This window comes from Haloarcula hispanica ATCC 33960, assembly GCF_000223905.1.
Taxonomy (GTDB): Archaea; Halobacteriota; Halobacteria; order Halobacteriales; family Haloarculaceae; genus Haloarcula; species Haloarcula hispanica.
Genome location: NC_015948.1, coordinates 950,151 through 967,646 on the forward strand (window position 1 = coordinate 950,151; position 17,496 = coordinate 967,646).

The 17,496-nt window shown below is 65.3% G+C and carries 23 protein-coding genes; 6 read left to right on the forward strand and 17 right to left on the reverse strand.

Features of this window, described 5'->3' with window-relative positions; genetic code table 11:
- Positions 1-180: 180 nt before the first annotated feature.
- From HAH_RS04850 to HAH_RS04900, 11 genes are all read right to left on the reverse strand, one after another.
- Complete coding sequence (locus HAH_RS04850; protein ID WP_014039911.1) at positions 181-1,254, reverse strand: methionine synthase; 1,074 nt, start codon at positions 1,252-1,254, stop codon at positions 181-183.
- Positions 1,255-1,256: 2 nt separating this feature from the next.
- Complete coding sequence (locus tag HAH_RS04855; RefSeq protein WP_014039912.1) at positions 1,257-2,255, reverse strand: methionine synthase vitamin-B12 independent; 999 nt, start codon at positions 2,253-2,255, stop codon at positions 1,257-1,259.
- A gap of 62 nt (positions 2,256-2,317) precedes the next feature.
- Complete coding sequence (locus tag HAH_RS04860) at positions 2,318-2,950, reverse strand: HemK2/MTQ2 family protein methyltransferase (RefSeq protein ID WP_014039913.1); 633 nt, start codon at positions 2,948-2,950, stop codon at positions 2,318-2,320.
- A gap of 1 nt (position 2,951) precedes the next feature.
- A complete protein-coding gene (locus HAH_RS04865; RefSeq protein WP_014039914.1) occupies positions 2,952-3,809 on the reverse strand; it encodes a 16S ribosomal RNA methyltransferase A in 858 nt (285 codons plus the stop codon).
- Between the two features lie 81 nt (positions 3,810-3,890).
- A complete protein-coding gene (locus HAH_RS04870; RefSeq protein ID WP_008310088.1) occupies positions 3,891-4,463 on the reverse strand; it encodes a DUF655 domain-containing protein in 573 nt (190 codons plus the stop codon).
- Between the two features lie 179 nt (positions 4,464-4,642).
- Positions 4,643-4,999: an RNA polymerase Rpb4 family protein gene (locus HAH_RS04875; RefSeq protein WP_008310086.1), complete on the reverse strand. Its 357-nt coding sequence runs from the start codon at positions 4,997-4,999 to the stop codon at positions 4,643-4,645.
- The gene (locus tag HAH_RS04880) at positions 4,996-5,286 is read right to left on the reverse strand and encodes a 50S ribosomal protein L21e (RefSeq protein WP_004593356.1); all 291 of its coding nucleotides are present in this window, start codon (positions 5,284-5,286) and stop codon (positions 4,996-4,998) included. Before HAH_RS04880 ends, HAH_RS04875 begins: the two co-directional genes overlap by 4 nt.
- 113 nt (positions 5,287-5,399) lie before the next feature.
- Complete coding sequence (locus HAH_RS04885; protein WP_004593354.1) at positions 5,400-5,666, reverse strand: elongation factor 1-beta; 267 nt, start codon at positions 5,664-5,666, stop codon at positions 5,400-5,402.
- A gap of 2 nt (positions 5,667-5,668) precedes the next feature.
- Entirely contained in the window at positions 5,669-5,848 is a 180-nt protein-coding gene (locus HAH_RS04890; RefSeq protein WP_004516620.1) for an HVO_2753 family zinc finger protein, read from the reverse strand.
- 72 nt (positions 5,849-5,920) lie between these two features.
- Positions 5,921-6,520, reverse strand: a complete 600-nt coding sequence (locus tag HAH_RS04895; protein WP_014039916.1) for a hypothetical protein — start codon at positions 6,518-6,520, stop codon at positions 5,921-5,923.
- Positions 6,517-7,389: a 3-hydroxyacyl-CoA dehydrogenase family protein gene (locus HAH_RS04900; protein WP_023843182.1), complete on the reverse strand. Its 873-nt coding sequence runs from the start codon at positions 7,387-7,389 to the stop codon at positions 6,517-6,519. The genes HAH_RS04895 and HAH_RS04900 overlap by 4 nt, the downstream gene beginning before the upstream one ends.
- Positions 7,390-7,534: 145 nt before the next feature.
- On the opposite strand from HAH_RS04900, the gene HAH_RS04905 reads away from it, so the two are divergent.
- Complete coding sequence (locus HAH_RS04905; protein WP_014039918.1) at positions 7,535-8,503, forward strand: sugar phosphate isomerase/epimerase family protein; 969 nt, start codon at positions 7,535-7,537, stop codon at positions 8,501-8,503.
- Between the two features lie 93 nt (positions 8,504-8,596).
- On the forward strand, positions 8,597-9,310 hold the full coding sequence (locus HAH_RS04910) for a TIGR00266 family protein (protein ID WP_014039919.1): 714 nt from the start codon (positions 8,597-8,599) through the stop codon (positions 9,308-9,310).
- 31 nt (positions 9,311-9,341) lie between these two features.
- Here the strand turns inward: HAH_RS04910 and HAH_RS04915 are convergent, their stop codons facing one another.
- Entirely contained in the window at positions 9,342-9,722 is a 381-nt protein-coding gene (locus tag HAH_RS04915; protein WP_004962786.1) for a CBS domain-containing protein, read from the reverse strand.
- A gap of 102 nt (positions 9,723-9,824) precedes the next feature.
- On the opposite strand from HAH_RS04915, the gene HAH_RS04920 reads away from it, so the two are divergent.
- Positions 9,825-10,934, forward strand: a complete 1,110-nt coding sequence (locus HAH_RS04920; RefSeq protein ID WP_014039920.1) for a Gfo/Idh/MocA family protein — start codon at positions 9,825-9,827, stop codon at positions 10,932-10,934.
- Between the two features lie 47 nt (positions 10,935-10,981).
- Positions 10,982-12,163: a redox-regulated ATPase YchF gene (locus HAH_RS04925; protein WP_011222925.1), complete on the forward strand. Its 1,182-nt coding sequence runs from the start codon at positions 10,982-10,984 to the stop codon at positions 12,161-12,163.
- Between the two features lie 36 nt (positions 12,164-12,199).
- Here the strand turns inward: HAH_RS04925 and HAH_RS04930 are convergent, their stop codons facing one another.
- The gene (locus HAH_RS04930) at positions 12,200-13,126 is read right to left on the reverse strand and encodes a hypothetical protein (protein ID WP_014039921.1); all 927 of its coding nucleotides are present in this window, start codon (positions 13,124-13,126) and stop codon (positions 12,200-12,202) included.
- A 77-nt stretch (positions 13,127-13,203) separates the two neighbouring features.
- Between HAH_RS04930 and hisD the strand changes: the two genes are divergently transcribed.
- Both hisD and HAH_RS04940 read left to right on the forward strand, forming a co-directional pair.
- Complete coding sequence (gene hisD / locus HAH_RS04935; protein WP_044951748.1) at positions 13,204-14,475, forward strand: histidinol dehydrogenase; 1,272 nt, start codon at positions 13,204-13,206, stop codon at positions 14,473-14,475.
- 100 nt (positions 14,476-14,575) lie between these two features.
- Entirely contained in the window at positions 14,576-14,950 is a 375-nt protein-coding gene (locus HAH_RS04940; RefSeq protein ID WP_014039923.1) for a HesB/IscA family protein, read from the forward strand.
- Here the strand turns inward: HAH_RS04940 and HAH_RS04945 are convergent, their stop codons facing one another.
- The 4 genes from HAH_RS04945 to HAH_RS04960 are packed head-to-tail and all read right to left on the reverse strand — an operon-like array spanning position 14,951 to position 17,450.
- A complete protein-coding gene (locus HAH_RS04945) occupies positions 14,951-15,151 on the reverse strand; it encodes a dodecin (RefSeq protein WP_004593332.1) in 201 nt (66 codons plus the stop codon).
- Positions 15,152-15,198: 47 nt separating this feature from the next.
- Positions 15,199-15,858: a hypothetical protein gene (locus HAH_RS04950; RefSeq protein WP_014039924.1), complete on the reverse strand. Its 660-nt coding sequence runs from the start codon at positions 15,856-15,858 to the stop codon at positions 15,199-15,201.
- The gene (locus HAH_RS04955) at positions 15,855-16,475 is read right to left on the reverse strand and encodes a hypothetical protein (protein ID WP_023843184.1); all 621 of its coding nucleotides are present in this window, start codon (positions 16,473-16,475) and stop codon (positions 15,855-15,857) included. The genes HAH_RS04950 and HAH_RS04955 overlap by 4 nt, the downstream gene beginning before the upstream one ends.
- 60 nt (positions 16,476-16,535) lie before the next feature.
- Complete coding sequence (locus HAH_RS04960; RefSeq protein WP_014039926.1) at positions 16,536-17,450, reverse strand: metal-dependent hydrolase; 915 nt, start codon at positions 17,448-17,450, stop codon at positions 16,536-16,538.
- Between the last annotated feature and the right edge of the window lie 46 nt (positions 17,451-17,496).

Below are 17,496 nucleotides of genomic sequence, written 5' to 3' on the forward strand. Positions count from 1 at the left end.
TGCGCCTCGCTCTCCCCGCTCGCTATTCGAGAGCCCTCACTACGTTCGGCCTCTCGCTGTTCGCGGCTCACCCCGTTCGCCGCTCACGTCTCGCAGTTTTCGCTTCCGCTGGTCGCTCAAACCGCGCTGCTCGCGGTTTCACCGCTCGCTATCCGAGATTCTCGCTCCGCTCGAATCTCGCTAGTCGTCAGCGTGCGCTTCCGCACCACTCGCAACGACCTCTAGCTCGCCGGCGTCCAGCTCTTCTTCGATTTCGCGAGCCGCCTGCACCATGTTCTCCATCTTGCCGCGGGCGACCTCGCGGGGCAGGAGCTTCACGCCGCAGTCCGGCGAGACGGTGAGTCGCTCCGGCGGGACGACCTCCAGCCCCTTCTTGATGTTCTCCTTGATCTCCTCGACGGACTCGACTTCGGCGGTGTGTGCGTCTAGGACGCCCATCGCGAAGTCCTTCGTGAACTCGTGCTCTTTGAACACGTCGAGCTGGTCGTAGTCGCCGTTGGCGAGTTCCAGGTCGTACTCGTGGACCGGGTAGTCCAGAATCTCGGGGTAGATGCGCGAGTAGTCGCCGTAACAGACGTGCAGGCCCAGCCGCACATCGTCGGGGATCTCGTCGACGATGCGCTCAAGACACTCGCCGACGATAGCGTGGTCGTCTGGCGTCGTGGCCAGCGCGGGCTCGTCGATCTGGATGTAGCGAGCGCCGGCCTCAACCAGCGCCTCGATCTCCTCGTTGACGAGGTCGGCCAGTTCATATGCCAACTGTTCTTCGCTGTCGTACACTTCGTTGAACGACCAGTTCGCAAGGGTGTACGGTCCCGTAATCGGAACCTTGACGGGCCGTTCGGCGACCTCGTCGGTGAACTCGAATTCCTCGACGAGCCACTGCTCGCCGTACTTGACCTCGTCGGCGACGCTTGGCTTGTCGAAGTAGTTGTGGCCCCACACCTTCACGCGGCCGTTGAACTCGTAACCGTCGATGCGGTGGGCGAAGTACTCTACCATCTCGTTGCGGCGCATCTCGCCGTCACAGATGACGTCGAGACCCGCGCGTTCGTGCTCGTGGGTGATGAGCCGCGAGGCGTCGTCTTTCGATTCCTCCCACTCGTCCTCGCCGAAGTCGGCGTCCTCGTCCTCGAACAGCTCGCGGGCACGGTCGTGCCACTTGGGTTTGGGGTAGGAGCCGACGACGGTCGTCAGCAGGAAGTGGTCGTTCGGGTGGTCCGCCGGTTTGAACTGGTCTCGTGGTCCTGTCATCGTTATGCCTCCGCCGCCTCCAGACCCGCGGCGTTTGCGAGCGCTTCGAGCTTGTCTTCGAACTTGTTCACCGGGAGATAGAACGTTTCCGTGTTCGCCGTCGCGTAGACGGTGTCGTAGGCGGTGTTGGTCTGCTGTTCGAACCAGTCGATGCGGTCCCGAATCGTCTCGGGGGCCTCGACCAGCGTGTTCTGGCCGTCGACGACGCCAAGCGCCACGTCGTCCTTGGTGCCGTACTCCTGCACGTTGTAGACGGTCTGGTCGTGGTTCGCAACGAGGTCGAAGCCGATGGCATCCACGTCAGCGTCCATCAGGTGCGCGTAGGCCTTCTCCTCGATTGCGCCCCAGTAGGTGTGGGCGACGACATCGGCGTCGGCGGCCGAGGCGACGGCGTCGATTGCCTCGGCAGCACGTTCGTCCTCGCCGTCGGCGGGCGTGTTCTCGACGAGCGACGGCTCAAGCAGGAACAGCGTCTCAATATCGGAGAACGCGGTCACTTCCTCGGCGAGGAAGTCGGCGATGGCGTCGAGGAACTCGGCGTCGTCGCCGTAGTGCTCGTCGGTCGCCAGGTCCGCAAGCGAGTACGGGCCAGGGAGCACAGCCTGCAGGCCGTCGTCGACGTGGTCGGCTGCGGCACCGAGGTCTGCGGCGACGTCGCCGCCGTCAGCACCGAGGTCGCCCTGCACGACCGGCTCTCGGTAGAAGTTGTTGTTGTCGTAGTAGCGGACGATACCTTTGGTCTCCACATTGTCGTGGACCGCGAGCGGGTGCGCGAGCATATCATCCCAGCGGAACTGGCCCTCGACGACGCGGTCGAGCCCGGCGTCCTGCTGGATGGAGATGACTTCCTCGCGCGCTTGGTCGTAGGCCGCGACGACCTCGCCGGACTCGTCGCCCGAGATGAGGTCGGTCTTCTGATGGCCTTTCAGATCTGCCAGTTCGTCCTTGGCCCAGTCCGGGAGCGGAAAGAGCCCAGGGGTCGTGGCGATTACCTGTGTCATTGCCGTGGAGTAGGAAATGACGGGCTTTAATATTTCCTATTCAATAAAATGCCCAGCAGTAATCATTCTCGATAGAACCGCAGGACGACGAGCGCTTCGTATGGGTGTTTCTCACTCGCAAGCTGCTCGCTCGCCAGGCCGTGCTCAGCCGCGTACGCTCGCACTGCCTCCGGGTTCGTGAGACTGCTGACGAGCATGAGCGCTTCGCCGCTCGGGGCCAGCACGCGCTCGACAGTTTCGAGGAACGGGTCGACGAGTCGACGGCCGTCGTCGCCGCCAGACAGCGCGTGTTCCATCCAGTCGTCCCACTCCTGTTCCGGCGGCGTCGGCAAGTAGGGCGGATTGAACGCTACGAGGTCGAAGGCGTCCGTCCGGAACGGCTCGACGAGGTCGCCACGAACGACCGGGACGCCGTTTTCTGCCGCTTCTTGACAGGCCAGCGGGCTCACGTCGACGCCGACCGCCCGCGCTCCGGCGTCGGCGAGCGTCGCGGCGACGTAGCCGGAGCCCGTCCCCACGTCGAGGACGGTGTCGCCCGCTTCGACTCGTTCGCGGGCCGTCCGGGCCAGCAGGTCCGAGTCCTCTGCGGGCTGGTACACCGATTCGACGCCGCGCTGGTTGGCCAGCGACGGGCGTTCGGTGCCGCTCTCCTCGGCTGTCTCTCCCGCTCCTCCGGCGTCGGACTCCTCACCCATCTCAGACCTCCGGCTGGCCGACTTCGTAGGCGAGTGTCGCCAGCGTAGCGAAGTCGGCCGGCGTGAGCTTCCCGGCACGGGCACTCATAAGCTCCTCATCGGCGGCTTCGACTACCGCGTCGGGGTCGCCCAGCCCGGAGATGTGGGCCGTGTTTCGGACGGCGTTGCGCATCGTCTTCCGGCGCTGGGTGAACACTGCCTTCAGGAAGTCCATGAAGAACTCGTCACTGGGGACGGTGTAGTCGGGTTGCCTCGGCGTCGTCCGGACGAGCGCGCTGGTGACGCGGGGTTGCGGGTCGAACGCTTCCGGCGGCACTGTCTCAACAATCTCCGCGTCGGCGTAGTGGCCTGCTGTGACCGAGAGCCGCCCGTAGTCGTCCGTCGCGGGGTCGGCGGCCATGCGCTCGGCGAACTCCCGCTGGAACATCAACAGGAGCGGGCGCTGCTCGGGCAGCAGTCGGAAGGCGATCTCTGAGGACGCGCCGTAGGGTAGATTCGAGATGCTGGCGGTGAACTCAGGCAGGCCGATATCGAGCGCGTCGCCCTTGACGACGGTGAGGCGGTCCGCCGCGATTTCCTCGGCGAACTCCTCGTGGAGATGGGCCGCGAAGTCCGGGTCCCGCTCGATTGCGGTCACCGTCTCGGCCGCCGCGAGCAATCGGTCCGTTAGCGCACCCGGGCCTGCACCGATCTCCAGTACATGCGAGAGGTCAACGTCCGCGTCTGTCGCGTATTGCGGAATGCGGTCCAGTACCCGGTCGTCGACGAGAAAGTGCTGGTCCTGCCGGGTATCGGCCCGCTTGCCGGCCCGCCGGACGAGCGCGTCGGGGTCCCGAGCCCCTGTCTCGGTCGTGGTCATTAGCTGGCCGTAGCGGGTCGCGGTAGAAAAGGGTCGCCTTATACTGGTGGCTGTCAGCTTCGCTGCTTGCAGCCGACAGTGTTACGAGGACTGCTCCTCGCGCCGGACGAACAGCCGGTACTTCAGGTCGTCGTCCTGTAGCTCTTCGAGTATCCGCTCGACAAGTGTCTCTTTGGGGCTGTGGAGGCCGCTGACGCGCTCTTCGAGGTCTTCAAAGCTCTCGAAAGGCTTTCGCTTCCGCTCGTCGAGAAGCGTGTTCCGGAGCTTCTTCCCGATACCCGGCAGGAGGTTCAGCTGGTGGAGCCGCAGCGTGATCGGCTGGGCGTCGTTGTAGAAGTCGACGAACCGCTGTTCGTTCGCTTCGACGATTTCCTCGACGGCGTAGTCAAGCTCCGAGCGGGCACCGCTCGGGATATCCTCGAACTCGACTTCCGTCACGCGGCCGAACTCCGTCAGGTCGACGCGGTCACCGAATGCAATATCAACGTCCTTGTCGTCGAGCTGGAGCTCGTAAATGTAGAACTCCTCGACGTCGAGCGCGTACGCGAGCGGCTCCTTCTGGTGCTGTGGCCGGTCGTCTCCGGGCCGCCCGTGTGGGAGGACATCGAGGACAGCCGCCATCATAGAGTCGCCGCCGCTCTCCGATTCAGTCATGCCAGGCAGTACGACCACAGCACACTTAATGCCGGTGGATGCCCCGAACCGCGACACGGAGCGCCGTCGCTATTTTCGCTTCGGTCCAGCGGCAGCGGAAACTAGATCTCGACCGCGTAGCTGGTCGTCCGTGAAAGTAGGGATAGAGCGGCGAAGAGCCGAACTGACGATTGTCCTCGCTACGCGTACTGCTTGACGATGTTGAGAATCTCGTCGAGTTCGTCGCCATCGAGCGTGTACCGCTCCTTGGCGAACACGGCGCGGAGCTCGTCGCGGTCCAGCGGCCGCAGGTTCGCGATCTTGTAGGCCGTCGGCGTGTCGACCTTTTCGAGTTCTTCGAGGTCTTCGACCAGCTGCAGCGACTCCTCGGGGTCGAGGACGGCAAAGCGGTTGACGTGCTCGATAGCCCGCTTGAGCTCGTAGCGCATCTCGCGGTCCTCCTCGGCCGCCCGCTCCATCTCGAGGTCTTCGAGTATCTCCTTGGTCTCCGCGACCGTCAGAAACTCCTCACTGACCTTCTCTTTGAATATCGTCATTCTTGCCGGCGCAGGTGCGCAGCGGTGACGATGATGGTCTTCGCCTTGCCACCGTCGACGATGTCGACCTTGTACGCGTCACCCTGCTTCCCTTCGACGGTGCCGGTCTGGCCGTCGAACCGCGGGTGGAAGCGGCCGTTCGGCACTGACGGGTCGATCTTGAGGTGGACTTTCTCGCCGTCGTCGAACTCTTCGACGGCGCGCTGTGGCGGCGAGGTGCCGCGGTCGCGGGGCTTGTTCTTGAGCTTGTCTCGTGTTCCTTCGAGGGGTCCGTTTGAACTAGGCATTCTTGCTCCTCGCTAATCCGGTCGCCCTAATAAAACGTGCGTTCCGCGACCGTCGCTGGTCACGCTCTTGCAGTCGCTACAGACCCGAGTGGAAAACTACAGCGGTGAGTCGATTACAGGCGGCCGGTGCTCTCGACGGAGACCGACTCGACGTCATCGACGTTCGCAAAGGCCTCTTCGACGGCTTCCGTCCCGCCGGTGTCGTCAGGGACGATGACTGTCGGCGTCAGCGCGACGAGGCCGAACGCGACGTCCTCGCGCTCGAACCCGTTGATCTTCGTTCCTTCCGGAAGCACGCCCTCGAGACGCTCCTGCAGGTCGTCGAGGTCGACTTCGGGGCTTTCCGGCATGACCTTGATCTTGGCTGCTACTTTCCCCATTGTTATGGCCCCATGAAGCCGCAGTCCGGGCATTTGTAGAGGTTGCTCTGCTTCCGGCAGGTGGCACAGCGGTAGATCTGCTGTCCACAGTCCGGGCACTTGAACGCGGCGGCGTTCGTGCCGGCGATGTTGATGCCACACGAGACGCACTTGCGCGCCTGTTTCTGTTGGCTCTCGCTCATACCACTCCGTATCCGACCGCGGCTTTTAACGATTGCCAAACGCGACCGCCACCGCGAGTGACTGCCATGGCCCTAGTTCCCGGGCAGGATGTCCCCGAGCGCAGCGCCGATTGCCATGGGGACGAACGCCACGGCACAGATGCAGGCCGACTCGTAGACGACCGCAGGCTCGGTCGACCACTCGACCAGCCCCCAGCCAGTAAGCAGCGCGACGGAGACGACGAGTGCCGTCCCGGTGACGCCGACGAGTCGCCGCGGGATGAATCCGAAAATCGGGTTCGCCACCCGAACGTCCTGAAACTCGGCCACGTACAGAATGGAGATGACTAGCCCGACAGCGATAGCGACTGTCGCGGCGAGATACAGCGGGTGCTGGGCGATGTGTAGCCCGGCGTCGACTGTCCCGCCCTCGACAGCCATGGGAATCCCGAACAGCAGCGAGCCGAGCAGCGCCTCCGCGAGGTCGGACCGGCCGAAGCCCCAGACGACCCGGCCGAAGGTCGCTGGCTCGTGGTCCTGGGAATCCGCGGCCGCGCGCATCGCGTCCCGGACCTGCCGTCGCTCGTCTTCGGAGTCGACGAGCTGTTCCAGCTCCTGAAGTTCGTCGAACAGGGCCGCAAATTCGTCGTCATCTCCATCCGGTTCGACCGGAGGGCGGTTCGACTGGCTCATCTGAACTCGGGCTCGCTATCTCGCGTTGGGACGTCCGGGTCCGGGTCGGCACCGGCCGTCGGGGTACCCTCCTCCCAGACGTAGAACCCCTCGCCGGTGACAGCGCCTCGCTGTCCGTCCTCGACCTTCCGGCGGAGCAACGCTGGTGGTTCGAACCGCTCGTCGAGCCGGTCGGCGAGGTCTTCGAGCGCGGTTAGCACTGTTTCCAGCCCGTGGCGGTCGGCCCGGACGAGTGGCCCGTCGCGGTCTGAATCGCCACGCTCGAACGTGCGGTCGATATCTCGAATCCCCGCGACGCCGTCCTCGACCATCCGAACGGCTTCGGCAATGGTAGCGAGTTCGAGGCGTAGCGCGGCAAATCCCGGCGTGTCGCGGACGACGACCGGCGACGCGTCCAGGCTCTCGACGAAGTCGGTGACTCGGTCGCGGGTCGCCGCCGTCGTCTGTTCGGCGATGACCACCTCGACAATAGCGCCGTCCGGCGGGTCAACGAGGTTGAGGCCGACGGCCCGGTTCGGGCTCCGCAGGCCGGTCGCGACTGCGGTCACCGACATCGACGTGTCGCTGACGGCGATGAGCGTCTCATCCTCGACCATCGTCTCAGTTTCGGCGACCACTTCTCGGTGGCTGTCCGTCCCACCGTCGGTCGCGTCGATGACGATACCGCTGCCGCTGACGGCGCTTTCGAGTCCCGTGGTTCCGTCGATACCGGCCGAAACATCCCCGTTGAGTGCGTGCCGGATCTCGTCGACGCGGTCCATCACGTCCGTCGCATCCGTCCCCCGTAGACGTACCTCGTGGCCCGCACGGACACATCGCTGTGCGATATCCCGCCCCCGCCGTCCGGTTCCGAGTACGGCCACAATCATGACTAAACCACTGTACGCTCCGGGTTAAGCCTTTACGCCACCGTCTGTCATGGTCCCGTCTCCGGTCCGTGTCGCTTGCTGACCAGACAGGTGGGCCGTGGGGCCGGCGGTGCGTTTTTTTACAACACCGGTTGTATCGCCGGCCATGGATATCGGTGTACTGACGGTCCCTCTGGGCGGACAGCCACTCGACGAGGCGCTGGCGTATCTCAGCGACCTAGGCGTCGATGCGGTCGAACTGGGCTGTGGCGGCTGGCCCGGCGACGACCACCTCGACAGGCAAGCGTATCTCGACAACGAGGACAAACAGGCCGAACTGCACGACCTGCTCGACGAGCACGACCTTCGGGTGAGCGCGCTGGCGACCCACAACAATCCGCTCCATCCCGACGACGACCAGGCCGCCGAGGCCGACCGGGAACTCCGGGAAGCGATCCGGCTGGCCGACCAGCTCGACGTGAACACCGTTACGGGGTTCTCTGGCCTGCCTGCCGGCGGCCCGAACGACGAGGTGCCGAACTGGATCACCGCGCCGTGGCCGACCGAACACGCCGACGCCCACGAGTATCAGTGGCGCGTCGCCGACGAGTACTGGTCGGACCTCGCGGCCCACGCCGGCGCACACGACGTGGACATCGCCATCGAGATGCATCCCAATATGCTGGTGTACGAACCCCGCGGGCTGCTCGAACTCCGCAGGCGGACGAACGACCGAATCGGCGCGAACTTCGACCCGTCGCATCTGTACTGGCAGGGCATCGATGTGACCGAGGCCATCCGCCTGCTCGGCGAGCACGACGCCATCCACCACTTCCACGCCAAGGACACGAAGGTGTACGAGTCAAACGCCCGGGAGAAGGGCGTGCTAGACACCGCGCCGTACACAGACGAAGCGGACCGGTCGTGGCTGTTCCGCTCTATCGGCTATGGGCACGACGAATCCCACTGGAAGGATGTGGTGTCGACGCTGCGGATGGTCGGCTACGACGGTGCGCTCTCCATCGAACACGAGGACTCACTCACTAGCGCATGCGAGGGACTGGAGAAGGCCGTCGACGTGCTCGACCGCGCCGTCTTCGAGACCCAGCCCGGCGACGCCTACTGGGCGGAGTAGCCGATACGGCCACCAGCACGACCGTTTCTGGCACTTACGCTTATATAGTGTCTGTGTGATACTACGACTGGACTACCGTATCCAGTGACACTTATGGACATCGAACTCACACACAAGCCCTCGTACACGCACGTCCGCGTTGCGCTCGACAGCGGCGAATCGATACTCGCGGAACCCGGCGCGATGGTCAGCCACTCGCCGACCATCGAGATCGAGACGACGACCAGCCGGGACGGCCTCCTCAGCTCCGCGAAGTCGATGCTCGGCGGTGAGTCGCTCCTAGCGAACGAGTTCACCGCGCAGGGCGGTTCGGGCACCCTGACCCTCGCGCCGCCGACACCGGGCGACGTACACCATCACGAACTCACTGGCGAGACGCTGTACGCCGTCGACGGGGCGTTCCTCGCAGCCGACCCGGATATCGACATCGATTCGGAGTTCGGCGGCATCAAGTCGATGCTGGCCGGCGCGAGCATCACGCCGCTGGCGCTGAAAGGGACCGGAAACGTCCTCATCGAGGCCTTCGGCGGGCTGGAAACCGTCGAACTCGACGCCGGCGAGTCCTACACAATCGACAACGACCACGTCGTCGCCTGGGAGGAGTCAGTCAACTTTGACGCCCACCGCGTCGGCGGGCTGAAGTCGACGTTACTCAGCGGTGAGGGGCTCGTGATGGACTTCACCGGTCCCGGAACGGTCTGGTATCAGACGCGCGGTCTCGACTCGTTCACCTCGGCTATCGCTGACGCGCTGCCCGGGACGGGTGATAACGACGGTGACGCGTCCGGTCTGGACGACTTCATCTGACTGTCGGAAGTCCGCTGGAGAACAGCCGCGTTCAGGAGAGTGCTTGCGTGATATCCGTCGACGACACCATGCCGACGTAGTCCTGATGCTCGTCGATGACGGGGAGGTGCTTGATGTCGTAGGTCGTCATCATCGCTGCGGCCTCGCCGAGTTCGAGCGAGGTCGTCACCCGCTCGACTGGCGACGTCATCACGTCGCCGACGGTCGCCGACGAGAGGTCCTTCCCGCTTGCGACGGCATCAACGATGTCGGTGGTGGTGATGATACCCGCCTCTGCCCCCGGCACGAAGATGCCGTTGATGTTCTGCGCTTGCATCTGCGTCGCGGCCGCTTTGACGGTTTCGTCGGCAGAAATCGTCTCTAACGGCGTCGACATGATATCCTCGATACGAACGGTCGTTTCAGTGGCCATGGAGTATCAACACGGGCATCCGGTTTTGGCTTTTCCCTCGGGGCGGCCCGCTGCCCTGCCGTCACCATGAGCGTTATTTCGGCTCCGAGTGAACAGCCAGCTATGACCCTCGATATCGGTATGCTCGGCTACCGCTTCATGGGCAAGGCCCACGCAAACGCGCTGGACCGCCTGCCCATGTTTTTCCCCGAAGCGCCCGCCGTCAACAAGGACGTGCTCGTCGGCCGCGACGAGGACGCGCTGGCCGACGCGGCCGACCAGTTCGGATTCGACCGGACTGCAACAGACTGGCGGGCTATCGTCGACGAGGTAGACGTGTTCTACAATCTCGGCCCGAACCACGTCCACGCCGAGCCGTCCATCGCGGCGCTAGAGGCCGGTACGCCGACGTTCTGCGAGAAACCGCTTGCGCCCACGCTCGATACGGCTGAGGAAATGGCCGAGGCCGCCGCGGACGCCGACGTGCCCGCGGGCGCGGCGTTCAACTATCGGTTCGTCCCGGCCATCCAGTACGCGAAGGGACTCATCGACGACGGCACACTCGGCGAGATTCACCACTTCCGCGGCCAGTACCTGCAGGACTGGCTGGTCGACTCCGACGCGCCGTGGTCTTGGCGCAACGACGCGGAGATGGCTGGCAGCGGGGCGCTCGGCGACCTCGGGTCGCACACCATCGACCTGGCCCGGTTCCTGCTTGGCGACACCGCCGGCGAGATAACCGATGTGAGCGGTCACCTCCAGACGTTCACCGAGGAGCGCCCCGTGGAGGGAAGCGACGAGACGCGACAGGTGACTGTCGATGACGCCTACAGCGCACAGCTTTCGTTCGACAGCGGCGCGATGGGAACGCTGGAGGCCTCCCGCGTCGCCAACGGCCACAAGAACGCCCACACCATCGAAATCGAGGGGTCGAAGGGCGCGATCAAGTTCGACCTCGAACGGCTGAACGAACTGCAGGTGCTGACCGAGGGCGACCGCGGCTTCCAGCAGGTGCTTATCACCGACGAAGACGACCCCTACGTCGACCACTGGTGGCCCCCCGGCCACGTCATCGGCTGGGAGCACACGTTCGTCCACGAGAATTACGAGTTCCTCTCGGCCGTGGCCGATGGCAGGCAACAGGAGCCGTCCTTCGCCGACGGCCTCGCCGCACAGCGAGTCCTCGACGCCATCGAACAAAGTGACGACCGCGGCGAGCGGGTCAGCCTGTAGGGCCGCGAACCGAAACCCCCTTTCGGCGGCCACTGGTAGGTCCTGGCATGCTCTCTATCGCGCTGGCCGGCAAACCGAACGCCGGCAAGTCTACTTTCTACAAGGCGGCCACGATGGCCGACGTCGACGTCGGCAACTACCCGTTCACGACCATCGACGCCAACCGCGGCGTCAGCCACGTCCGAACGGACTGCCCCTGTCTCGACCGGGAGGAACGCTGTGGTGACGATAACTGCCGGGACGGCAAGCGCTACGTCCCGGTGGAGCTCATCGACGTGGCCGGCCTCGTCCCCGGCGCACACGAGGGCCGCGGCCTCGGCAACCAGTTCCTCGACGAGCTGTCGACCGCCGACGTAATTCTCAACGTCGTCGACGCCTCCGGCGGGACCGACGCCGAGGGCGAACCGGTCGAGGTCGGCGAGCACGACCCCGTCGAGGACGTGCACTTCGTCGAGGAGGAGATGGACCTGTGGCTCGCCAGCATCGTCGAGCGAAACTGGGAGTCCATCGAACGGCAGTCCCGCTCGCCGGATTTCAAACTCGACGAGTCGCTCGTGGATATGCTGGCCGGTGTCGGGGCCTCCGAACTCGACGTGGCACGGACGCTCCGTGACCTAGAGTACCCCGAGGACCCCATCGCCTGGACCGACGAGCACCGCGAAGCACTGGCGACAGAGATACGCCAGCGGACGAAGCCGCTCGTCGTCGTCGCGAACAAGGCCGATATCGCTCCGGAGGGAAACATCGAAGCCCTGCAGGAAGCCGCCGACGTGGTCGTGCCCGCGACCGCCGACGGCGAACTCGCGTTGCGCAACGCCGCACAGGCTGGCGTCATCGACTACGACCCGGGCGACCCGGACTTCGATATCGTCGGCGACGTGAGCGACCAGCAACGAGAGGGGCTGAACCGCATCCGTGGCGTGATGGACGACTGGGGCGGCACCGGCGTTCAGGGCGCTCTCGACACCGCCGTCTACGACCTGCTCGACCATCTGACGGCCTACCCCGTCCAGAACGAAACGCACTGGACCGACGGCCAGGAGAACGTCCTCCCCGACGCGTTCCTGCTGCGCCAGGGCGCAACGCCCAAAGACCTCGCCTACGCCGTCCACTCCGACATCGGCGACGGGTACATCCACGCCGTCGACGCCCGCGAGAACCGGCGCATCAGCGATGAGACGGAACTTGAGGAGGGAGCGGTCATCAAAATCGTCAGCGACGCGAACTGAGCGCGCGGACGGCGCTACAACCGCCATCTCGGCCACCTATTTCGGCAGCAGGTCCCGAAGCGTTGCCCGAATATCCTCGCTCCCGGGACTCTGTGGCACTTGCCCGAGCACGTCCTGACCGAGTCGCTCTGTCGTCGCACCGACTGAAAGCCTGTCCAAGAGCGACCCGTATTTTAGCGCCAGTCGCGGCGACACGTCGAACAGCAGGTCACGCTTCCCGATGAGCGAATGGGTTATCGACAGAATTTCGACGGCGTTGTCGACGTACTGCTGTCTGGCGTCGTCGTCACCGTAGCCAGCCAGCGCAGCCAGCAGGAACCCCTCCAGTTCGGCCTCGCGGTCGTGCAGCGCCGGCGGGTCCGAGAGCATCGTCGTCCCGTCGGGCCGTTCCGGGAGCATGCTCCGGCGGGGCGCATACGAGAGGACCGCGCCGGTGGTGGGCGTGGTTGCAGCGGGCAGTGGTACAGACAGGCGCTTCGAGGGGTCCGTGTCGGTGAAGACGACGTGGAAGTTCGCCGGTTCGCCGCGCACCGGCTCGTCCCAGCCGTCTGGAACGTGCTCGTAGCCGCGCCGGAGCGCCTCCCGAAGCGTGCGCACAATCCGCCCGCCGTCGCCCTGGAGTTCCAGATGGAGCACGACGGGACCGTCGCCGCTCTCGTCGATGAGAGACCACAGGGCCGGAAGCGCGTCCGCAGCGCCAGCCGAGAGTTCGTAGCAGACGGCGTCTCGCTCTGCAGCCAGCAGCCGGGCGAGCGTGCCGCCGCGCCAGCCGGTCAGGTCGGCCACGTAGAACCACGGGATGGTGTGTATTGGGCCGACTGCGGCGTCGCCGGCCGCCGTGTCGATAGTTGGTGGGACGGTCTCCAGATAGCTATCAATAGTCGCCAGTTCGGGCGCGAAATACTCGGTCGTCGCTGGGGGGAGGTCGGTCGTCCGGCGACGGTGGTCGTCGAGTGAGGCCATAGACGGTGTAGGCCCGAGTGCCGGAAAACGCTGACGAGAAGGGAAACCCGTTTTTTGCCCCGTCCCGAACCAGGGGTATGAACGTACGGACGATAGCCGACCTGGGGCCCGACGAGCGGGCCGCTTTCTTCGACCGCGACGCCGGTGTCGACGCCGTCAGAGACGATGTACGCGATATTGTCTCGCAGGTCCACGAGGAGGGCGACGTGGCGCTCCGGCGCTTCGCCGAGGAGTTCGACGACGTGTCGGTGGGCAACATCGACATCACGGACGCCGCCGAGCGAGCCTACGAAGAAATCGACGACGACGTGTGCGACGCTATCGAGGACGCCGCGGCGAACATCCGCGCGTTCCACGAGCGACAGGTCCCCGAGGACTGGCGCGACGACTTCGAGGGGCGGGAACTCGGTCGGCGGTACCGGCCGCTTGACAGCGCCGGCGTGTACGCGCCCGGCGGCACGGCGGCGTACCCCTCCAGCGCGCTGATGGGCGTCATCCCGGCGAAGGTCGCCGGCGTCGAGCACGTCGCCGTCGCCACCCCGCCAGCCGAGGAGGTCAACCCCGTCACGCTGGCGGCCATCCACGTCGCTGGCGCTGACGCCGTCTACCAGGTCGGCGGCGCACAGGCCATCGCGGCGCTGGCCTACGGGACCGAGACGGTCAGCGCGACGGACATCGTCGTCGGCCCCGGCAACCGCTGGGTCACAGCGGCGAAGGCCGAGGTCCGTGGCGACGTTGCCATCGACTTCCTCGCCGGCCCCTCCGAAATCATGGTCGTCGCCGACGGCGACGCGGACGCGGAACTGGTCGCGGCCGACCTCGTCGCACAGGCCGAACACGATGAGAACGCCTCCGTCGTCGCCGTCACCGACGACGAGACCCTCGCCGAGCAGGTCGTCGATGCCGTTGACGAGCAGGCTGACGGCCGGGAGCGCGAGGCAGTCATCCGCGCCGCACTGGACAACGACGCATCTGGCGTCCTCCTCGCTCGTTCGATGAGCGAAGCCGTCCTCTTCGCCGAGGAGTACGCCGCCGAACACCTCTCGATTCAGGCCGCTGACGACGAATCGCTCCTCGAACGGATTCCCTCCGCCGGGTCCGTGTTCCTCGGCCCGTACAGCCCCGTTGCAGCCGGCGACTACGCGACCGGGACGAACCACGTCTTGCCGACCGGCGGCAACGCGCGGGTCACCGGCGGTCTCTCCGTAGACACGTTCGTCCGGTCGACGACTGTCCAGCGCCTCTCGGAGGACTCGCTGAGCGATATTTCGGACACGATTACGACTCTCGCCGAAGCCGAAGGGCTGGAAGCCCACGCCGAGAGCGTCCGCAAACGGTTCGAGGAGTAAAGCGGTTCCTGGGACTTTCTCGCAGGTCAACTCAGGACGTATCCCTCCGAGCCGTTCCACCGGCGTCACTGTTAACACGTTCGGGCGTGGATACTTGTGTATGAGCAGCACAGCGGACGACGGCGATCCGAACCTCGGAGGCGAGGACGTAGCCGTCACCGAGCAGGCAGCGGGCGAGGCACTGGACCTCCTCGAAAGCGAGGGGATGGACGTCGACGAATCCGGACTCCGCCTGTATGTCCAGCAAGGCGGCTGTGCTGGACTTTCCTACGGAATGCGGTTCGAGCATGCACCCGAAGAAGACGACGAGGTGTTCGAGCGCAACGGGCTCCGCGTGTTCGTCGACGACGCTAGCATCGACTACATCGAGGGGTCGGTACTGGACTACGAGGGCGGCCTGCAGGGGGCCGGGTTCCACGTCCAGAACCCGAACGTGGTCAGCGAATGCGGTTGTGGCGAGTCCTTCCGGACGTAGCTACTCTTCGAGTTCGAACGCCACGACGACTTCGGCCTGGTACTCGCGGCCCTCGACGCCGGCGATCTCGACGCCGAGTTCCTCCACCTCGACCCACTTGAGATTGTCAAGTGTCGCCTCCGCGCGTTCGATGGCGTCGTCAGCGGCTTTGTCGAAGCTTTCCGAACTGGTCCCGATCAGCGTGATTTTCTTGAAAACCATATGCGTGAGATTGATTCACACGTCCATGTCATAAAAGTACGGACAGGTCACTGAGACTGCCGGTCGAGCAACGTCTCGACGTGACCGACCACGCCGGTGAGGTGTGCGGTCCCCCAGATTGCCACGATGATGGCACCGATAGCGTCGAACACGAGGTCGAGCATCGTGTCGCTGAGACCGAACTGTGTCAGAATCGTGTCGTTCCCGGTCGCCGACGCGGCGAGCGTAATTGAGAACTCGATGACCTCCCAGAGCACGCCGAAGGCCATCACGAACAGGAGGAGGAACACGAACATGAACCGCGAGGGAATCGATATCTCGTCGGTGTGCTCGTCGAGCGCACGGACCGTCGTGTATCCGACCGCGGCGACGACCGACGACGAGAGGGCGTGGGTGAAGTGGTCCCACCACCAGATGGTGACGTAGAAGTTCTCTTCGGACCCAGGCAACCCGACAGTTCCGAGTGCGTGAAAGAACGCCGCCGACGTAATCCACAGCGTCAGCGCGGGGTCGAGCGTGATGCCGTAGTCCCGTTCCAGCAGCGCCGGGAGTTGTGTGACGAGGATTGCGACGCCCGAATTGACGATGATGCCGACGTTGCCCCGCTCGATACCGACCGCCAGGAGCCCGATGAGTGCGAGTGACAGGGCTCGCGAGAGCAGTTGTTGTGTCGCCGGACTGATTCGGAGGCGGTCACGGACCTTCATACGTCCGGCTGGACCTCCTCGGGGACGCGACTGGTCCCGGCCTGCTGTCGGACGTAGTACGCGAAAACCACGCCAGCGCCGATACCGGCGATGGTCGACGCGACGAACTCCCACATCACCGCTTCCTCGATGACGTGTTCTGACACCGTCGGATCGAGGATGAAGGTGGTCCCGAAGAACTGGTCGGCCACCCAGCGGACGACCGCCCAGACGCCGGCGGTGGCCATCGTGGTGATGGCGACGAAGACGACGGCGAACCGGGGCGTCATCCGGACGGGGGTAAAGAGCTGGAGTTCGACGGCGAGGATGAGCGCGATGGCGGCGACCGAGAGGTAGGTCGCGAGATTACCGGTCAGCGAGAGCGTCGCAAACAGACGGCCAACGACGGGCGACGCCGCCAACAGGAGGATTTCCCAGGGGAGCATGGCGTCCCGGTTACGCAATAGAACCGGCGGAAACAGCGCCAGTGCCGCGACGGCAGCCGCGAACCCGGCCCACAGCACGTCGGCCTGAACAGCACTCGTCACAGAAACGGCGGCGAGCATGGCGACGATGCACCACGCCGCGAGGGCGTTGACGCGCCTGTCCCGGAGCAACCGCGCTACGTCTCGGCTCATAGTGTCAGGTGAGCCGCGACTCGAAAAACCCTATCGACCGATGCCGGCGGCGTGGGCTGTTCAGATAGCCCCATACGCCATGGCATACGCGAGCGCAGCGATGGTCACCGCCGCCAGCCCCGTCACGACGGTCTCCAGCCAGTCGACGCCGTCACTGAACGGCCGGGTCGGCGCTCCGACGACGCCCAGTGCGAGGACGCTGAACACGAAGTGCGCCGACCGTTCGAGCGTCGGTGCGGGCAAGAACAGGACGGCCGCCCCGTAGCCGATTCCCAGCGCTGCCCGGGGGCGGACGAGTTCGGTCAGCGTGTATCCACGGAGGTGGACGTAGGTCCACACGGCGAGCCAGACCGTCGCCAGTTCGATAGCGAACGCCGCCAGGAGGTGCGTGGTCGGGTCGGGGTGGAGTATCACCCGCTCGGCGACGAGGGTCACGTCGAAGGGGTAGAAGAACGGGGGCGGGCCGCCAGTGAAGAGGTCACCGAACGGGTGGGTGAGCAGTCCAAGTAGGGCCAGCCCGGCCACCGTTCGGGGGCTGATATCGCGGGACTGTGCGACCGTGACGACACCGAGCACGGCCAGGACGAACACGAGCATCACGAGTCCTGCGATGGGGCCGCTGAGTACGCCTGTGAGAACAGTCGCTGCGACGCCGATTGCCAGCGATGCAATTCGGGCGGGCCGTGATTCGGTCGCCCAGAGACCGGCCGCGACAGCGAGTGCCGCCCCCAGCAGGAGCGAGTGCGTCGGCCCGCGGTGGACGACGTTCGCGGTCTCCCAGAAGCCGTCCGCCGTCAGATTCTCGGCGGCTCCGACGAGCAGCCCGAAGGGGGCGTAGACGATGTCGACGTCGGGAACCGCGGCGAACAGGCCAGCGATGACGCCCAACTGGACCGCACGCTCGCGGGAGAGTCCAAGCCACCACGCGGCGAGGCCTCCGAGGGCGAACGCGAACAGCGCGTGCCCGACGAACATACGCCGAGTACGACGGCAATACGCTTAAACTCCATGTGTGACGGGA

What these genes read in the sequence shown, in the direction of transcription:
- HAH_RS04915 (WP_004962786.1), bottom strand. Translation starts at nt 9,722, where the DNA reads ATGGCCACTGAAACGACCGTTCGTATCGAGGATATCATGTCGACGCCG.
- HAH_RS04870 (WP_008310088.1), bottom strand. Translation starts at nt 4,463, where the DNA reads ATGACTGAATCGGAGAGCGGCGGCGACTCTATGATGGCGGCTGTCCTC.
- HAH_RS04945 (WP_004593332.1), bottom strand. Translation starts at nt 15,151, where the DNA reads ATGGTTTTCAAGAAAATCACGCTGATCGGGACCAGTTCGGAAAGCTTC.
- HAH_RS04960 (WP_014039926.1), bottom strand. Translation starts at nt 17,450, where the DNA reads ATGTTCGTCGGGCACGCGCTGTTCGCGTTCGCCCTCGGAGGCCTCGCC.
- HAH_RS04950 (WP_014039924.1), bottom strand. Translation starts at nt 15,858, where the DNA reads ATGAAGGTCCGTGACCGCCTCCGAATCAGTCCGGCGACACAACAACTG.
- HAH_RS04910 (WP_014039919.1), top strand. Translation starts at nt 8,597, where the DNA reads ATGGACATCGAACTCACACACAAGCCCTCGTACACGCACGTCCGCGTT.
- HAH_RS04880 (WP_004593356.1), bottom strand. Translation starts at nt 5,286, where the DNA reads ATGCCTAGTTCAAACGGACCCCTCGAAGGAACACGAGACAAGCTCAAG.
- HAH_RS04850 (WP_014039911.1), bottom strand. Translation starts at nt 1,254, where the DNA reads ATGACAGGACCACGAGACCAGTTCAAACCGGCGGACCACCCGAACGAC.
- HAH_RS04855 (WP_014039912.1), bottom strand. Translation starts at nt 2,255, where the DNA reads ATGACACAGGTAATCGCCACGACCCCTGGGCTCTTTCCGCTCCCGGAC.
- HAH_RS04860 (WP_014039913.1), bottom strand. Translation starts at nt 2,950, where the DNA reads ATGGGTGAGGAGTCCGACGCCGGAGGAGCGGGAGAGACAGCCGAGGAG.
- HAH_RS04885 (WP_004593354.1), bottom strand. Translation starts at nt 5,666, where the DNA reads ATGGGGAAAGTAGCAGCCAAGATCAAGGTCATGCCGGAAAGCCCCGAA.
- HAH_RS04925 (WP_011222925.1), top strand. Translation starts at nt 10,982, where the DNA reads ATGCTCTCTATCGCGCTGGCCGGCAAACCGAACGCCGGCAAGTCTACT.
- HAH_RS04930 (WP_014039921.1), bottom strand. Translation starts at nt 13,126, where the DNA reads ATGGCCTCACTCGACGACCACCGTCGCCGGACGACCGACCTCCCCCCA.
- HAH_RS04955 (WP_023843184.1), bottom strand. Translation starts at nt 16,475, where the DNA reads ATGAGCCGAGACGTAGCGCGGTTGCTCCGGGACAGGCGCGTCAACGCC.
- HAH_RS04900 (WP_023843182.1), bottom strand. Translation starts at nt 7,389, where the DNA reads ATGATTGTGGCCGTACTCGGAACCGGACGGCGGGGGCGGGATATCGCA.
- hisD (WP_044951748.1), top strand. Translation starts at nt 13,204, where the DNA reads ATGAACGTACGGACGATAGCCGACCTGGGGCCCGACGAGCGGGCCGCT.
- HAH_RS04865 (WP_014039914.1), bottom strand. Translation starts at nt 3,809, where the DNA reads ATGACCACGACCGAGACAGGGGCTCGGGACCCCGACGCGCTCGTCCGG.
- HAH_RS04905 (WP_014039918.1), top strand. Translation starts at nt 7,535, where the DNA reads ATGGATATCGGTGTACTGACGGTCCCTCTGGGCGGACAGCCACTCGAC.
- HAH_RS04940 (WP_014039923.1), top strand. Translation starts at nt 14,576, where the DNA reads ATGAGCAGCACAGCGGACGACGGCGATCCGAACCTCGGAGGCGAGGAC.
- HAH_RS04920 (WP_014039920.1), top strand. Translation starts at nt 9,825, where the DNA reads ATGACCCTCGATATCGGTATGCTCGGCTACCGCTTCATGGGCAAGGCC.
- HAH_RS04895 (WP_014039916.1), bottom strand. Translation starts at nt 6,520, where the DNA reads ATGAGCCAGTCGAACCGCCCTCCGGTCGAACCGGATGGAGATGACGAC.
- HAH_RS04875 (WP_008310086.1), bottom strand. Translation starts at nt 4,999, where the DNA reads ATGACGATATTCAAAGAGAAGGTCAGTGAGGAGTTTCTGACGGTCGCG.
- HAH_RS04890 (WP_004516620.1), bottom strand. Translation starts at nt 5,848, where the DNA reads ATGAGCGAGAGCCAACAGAAACAGGCGCGCAAGTGCGTCTCGTGTGGC.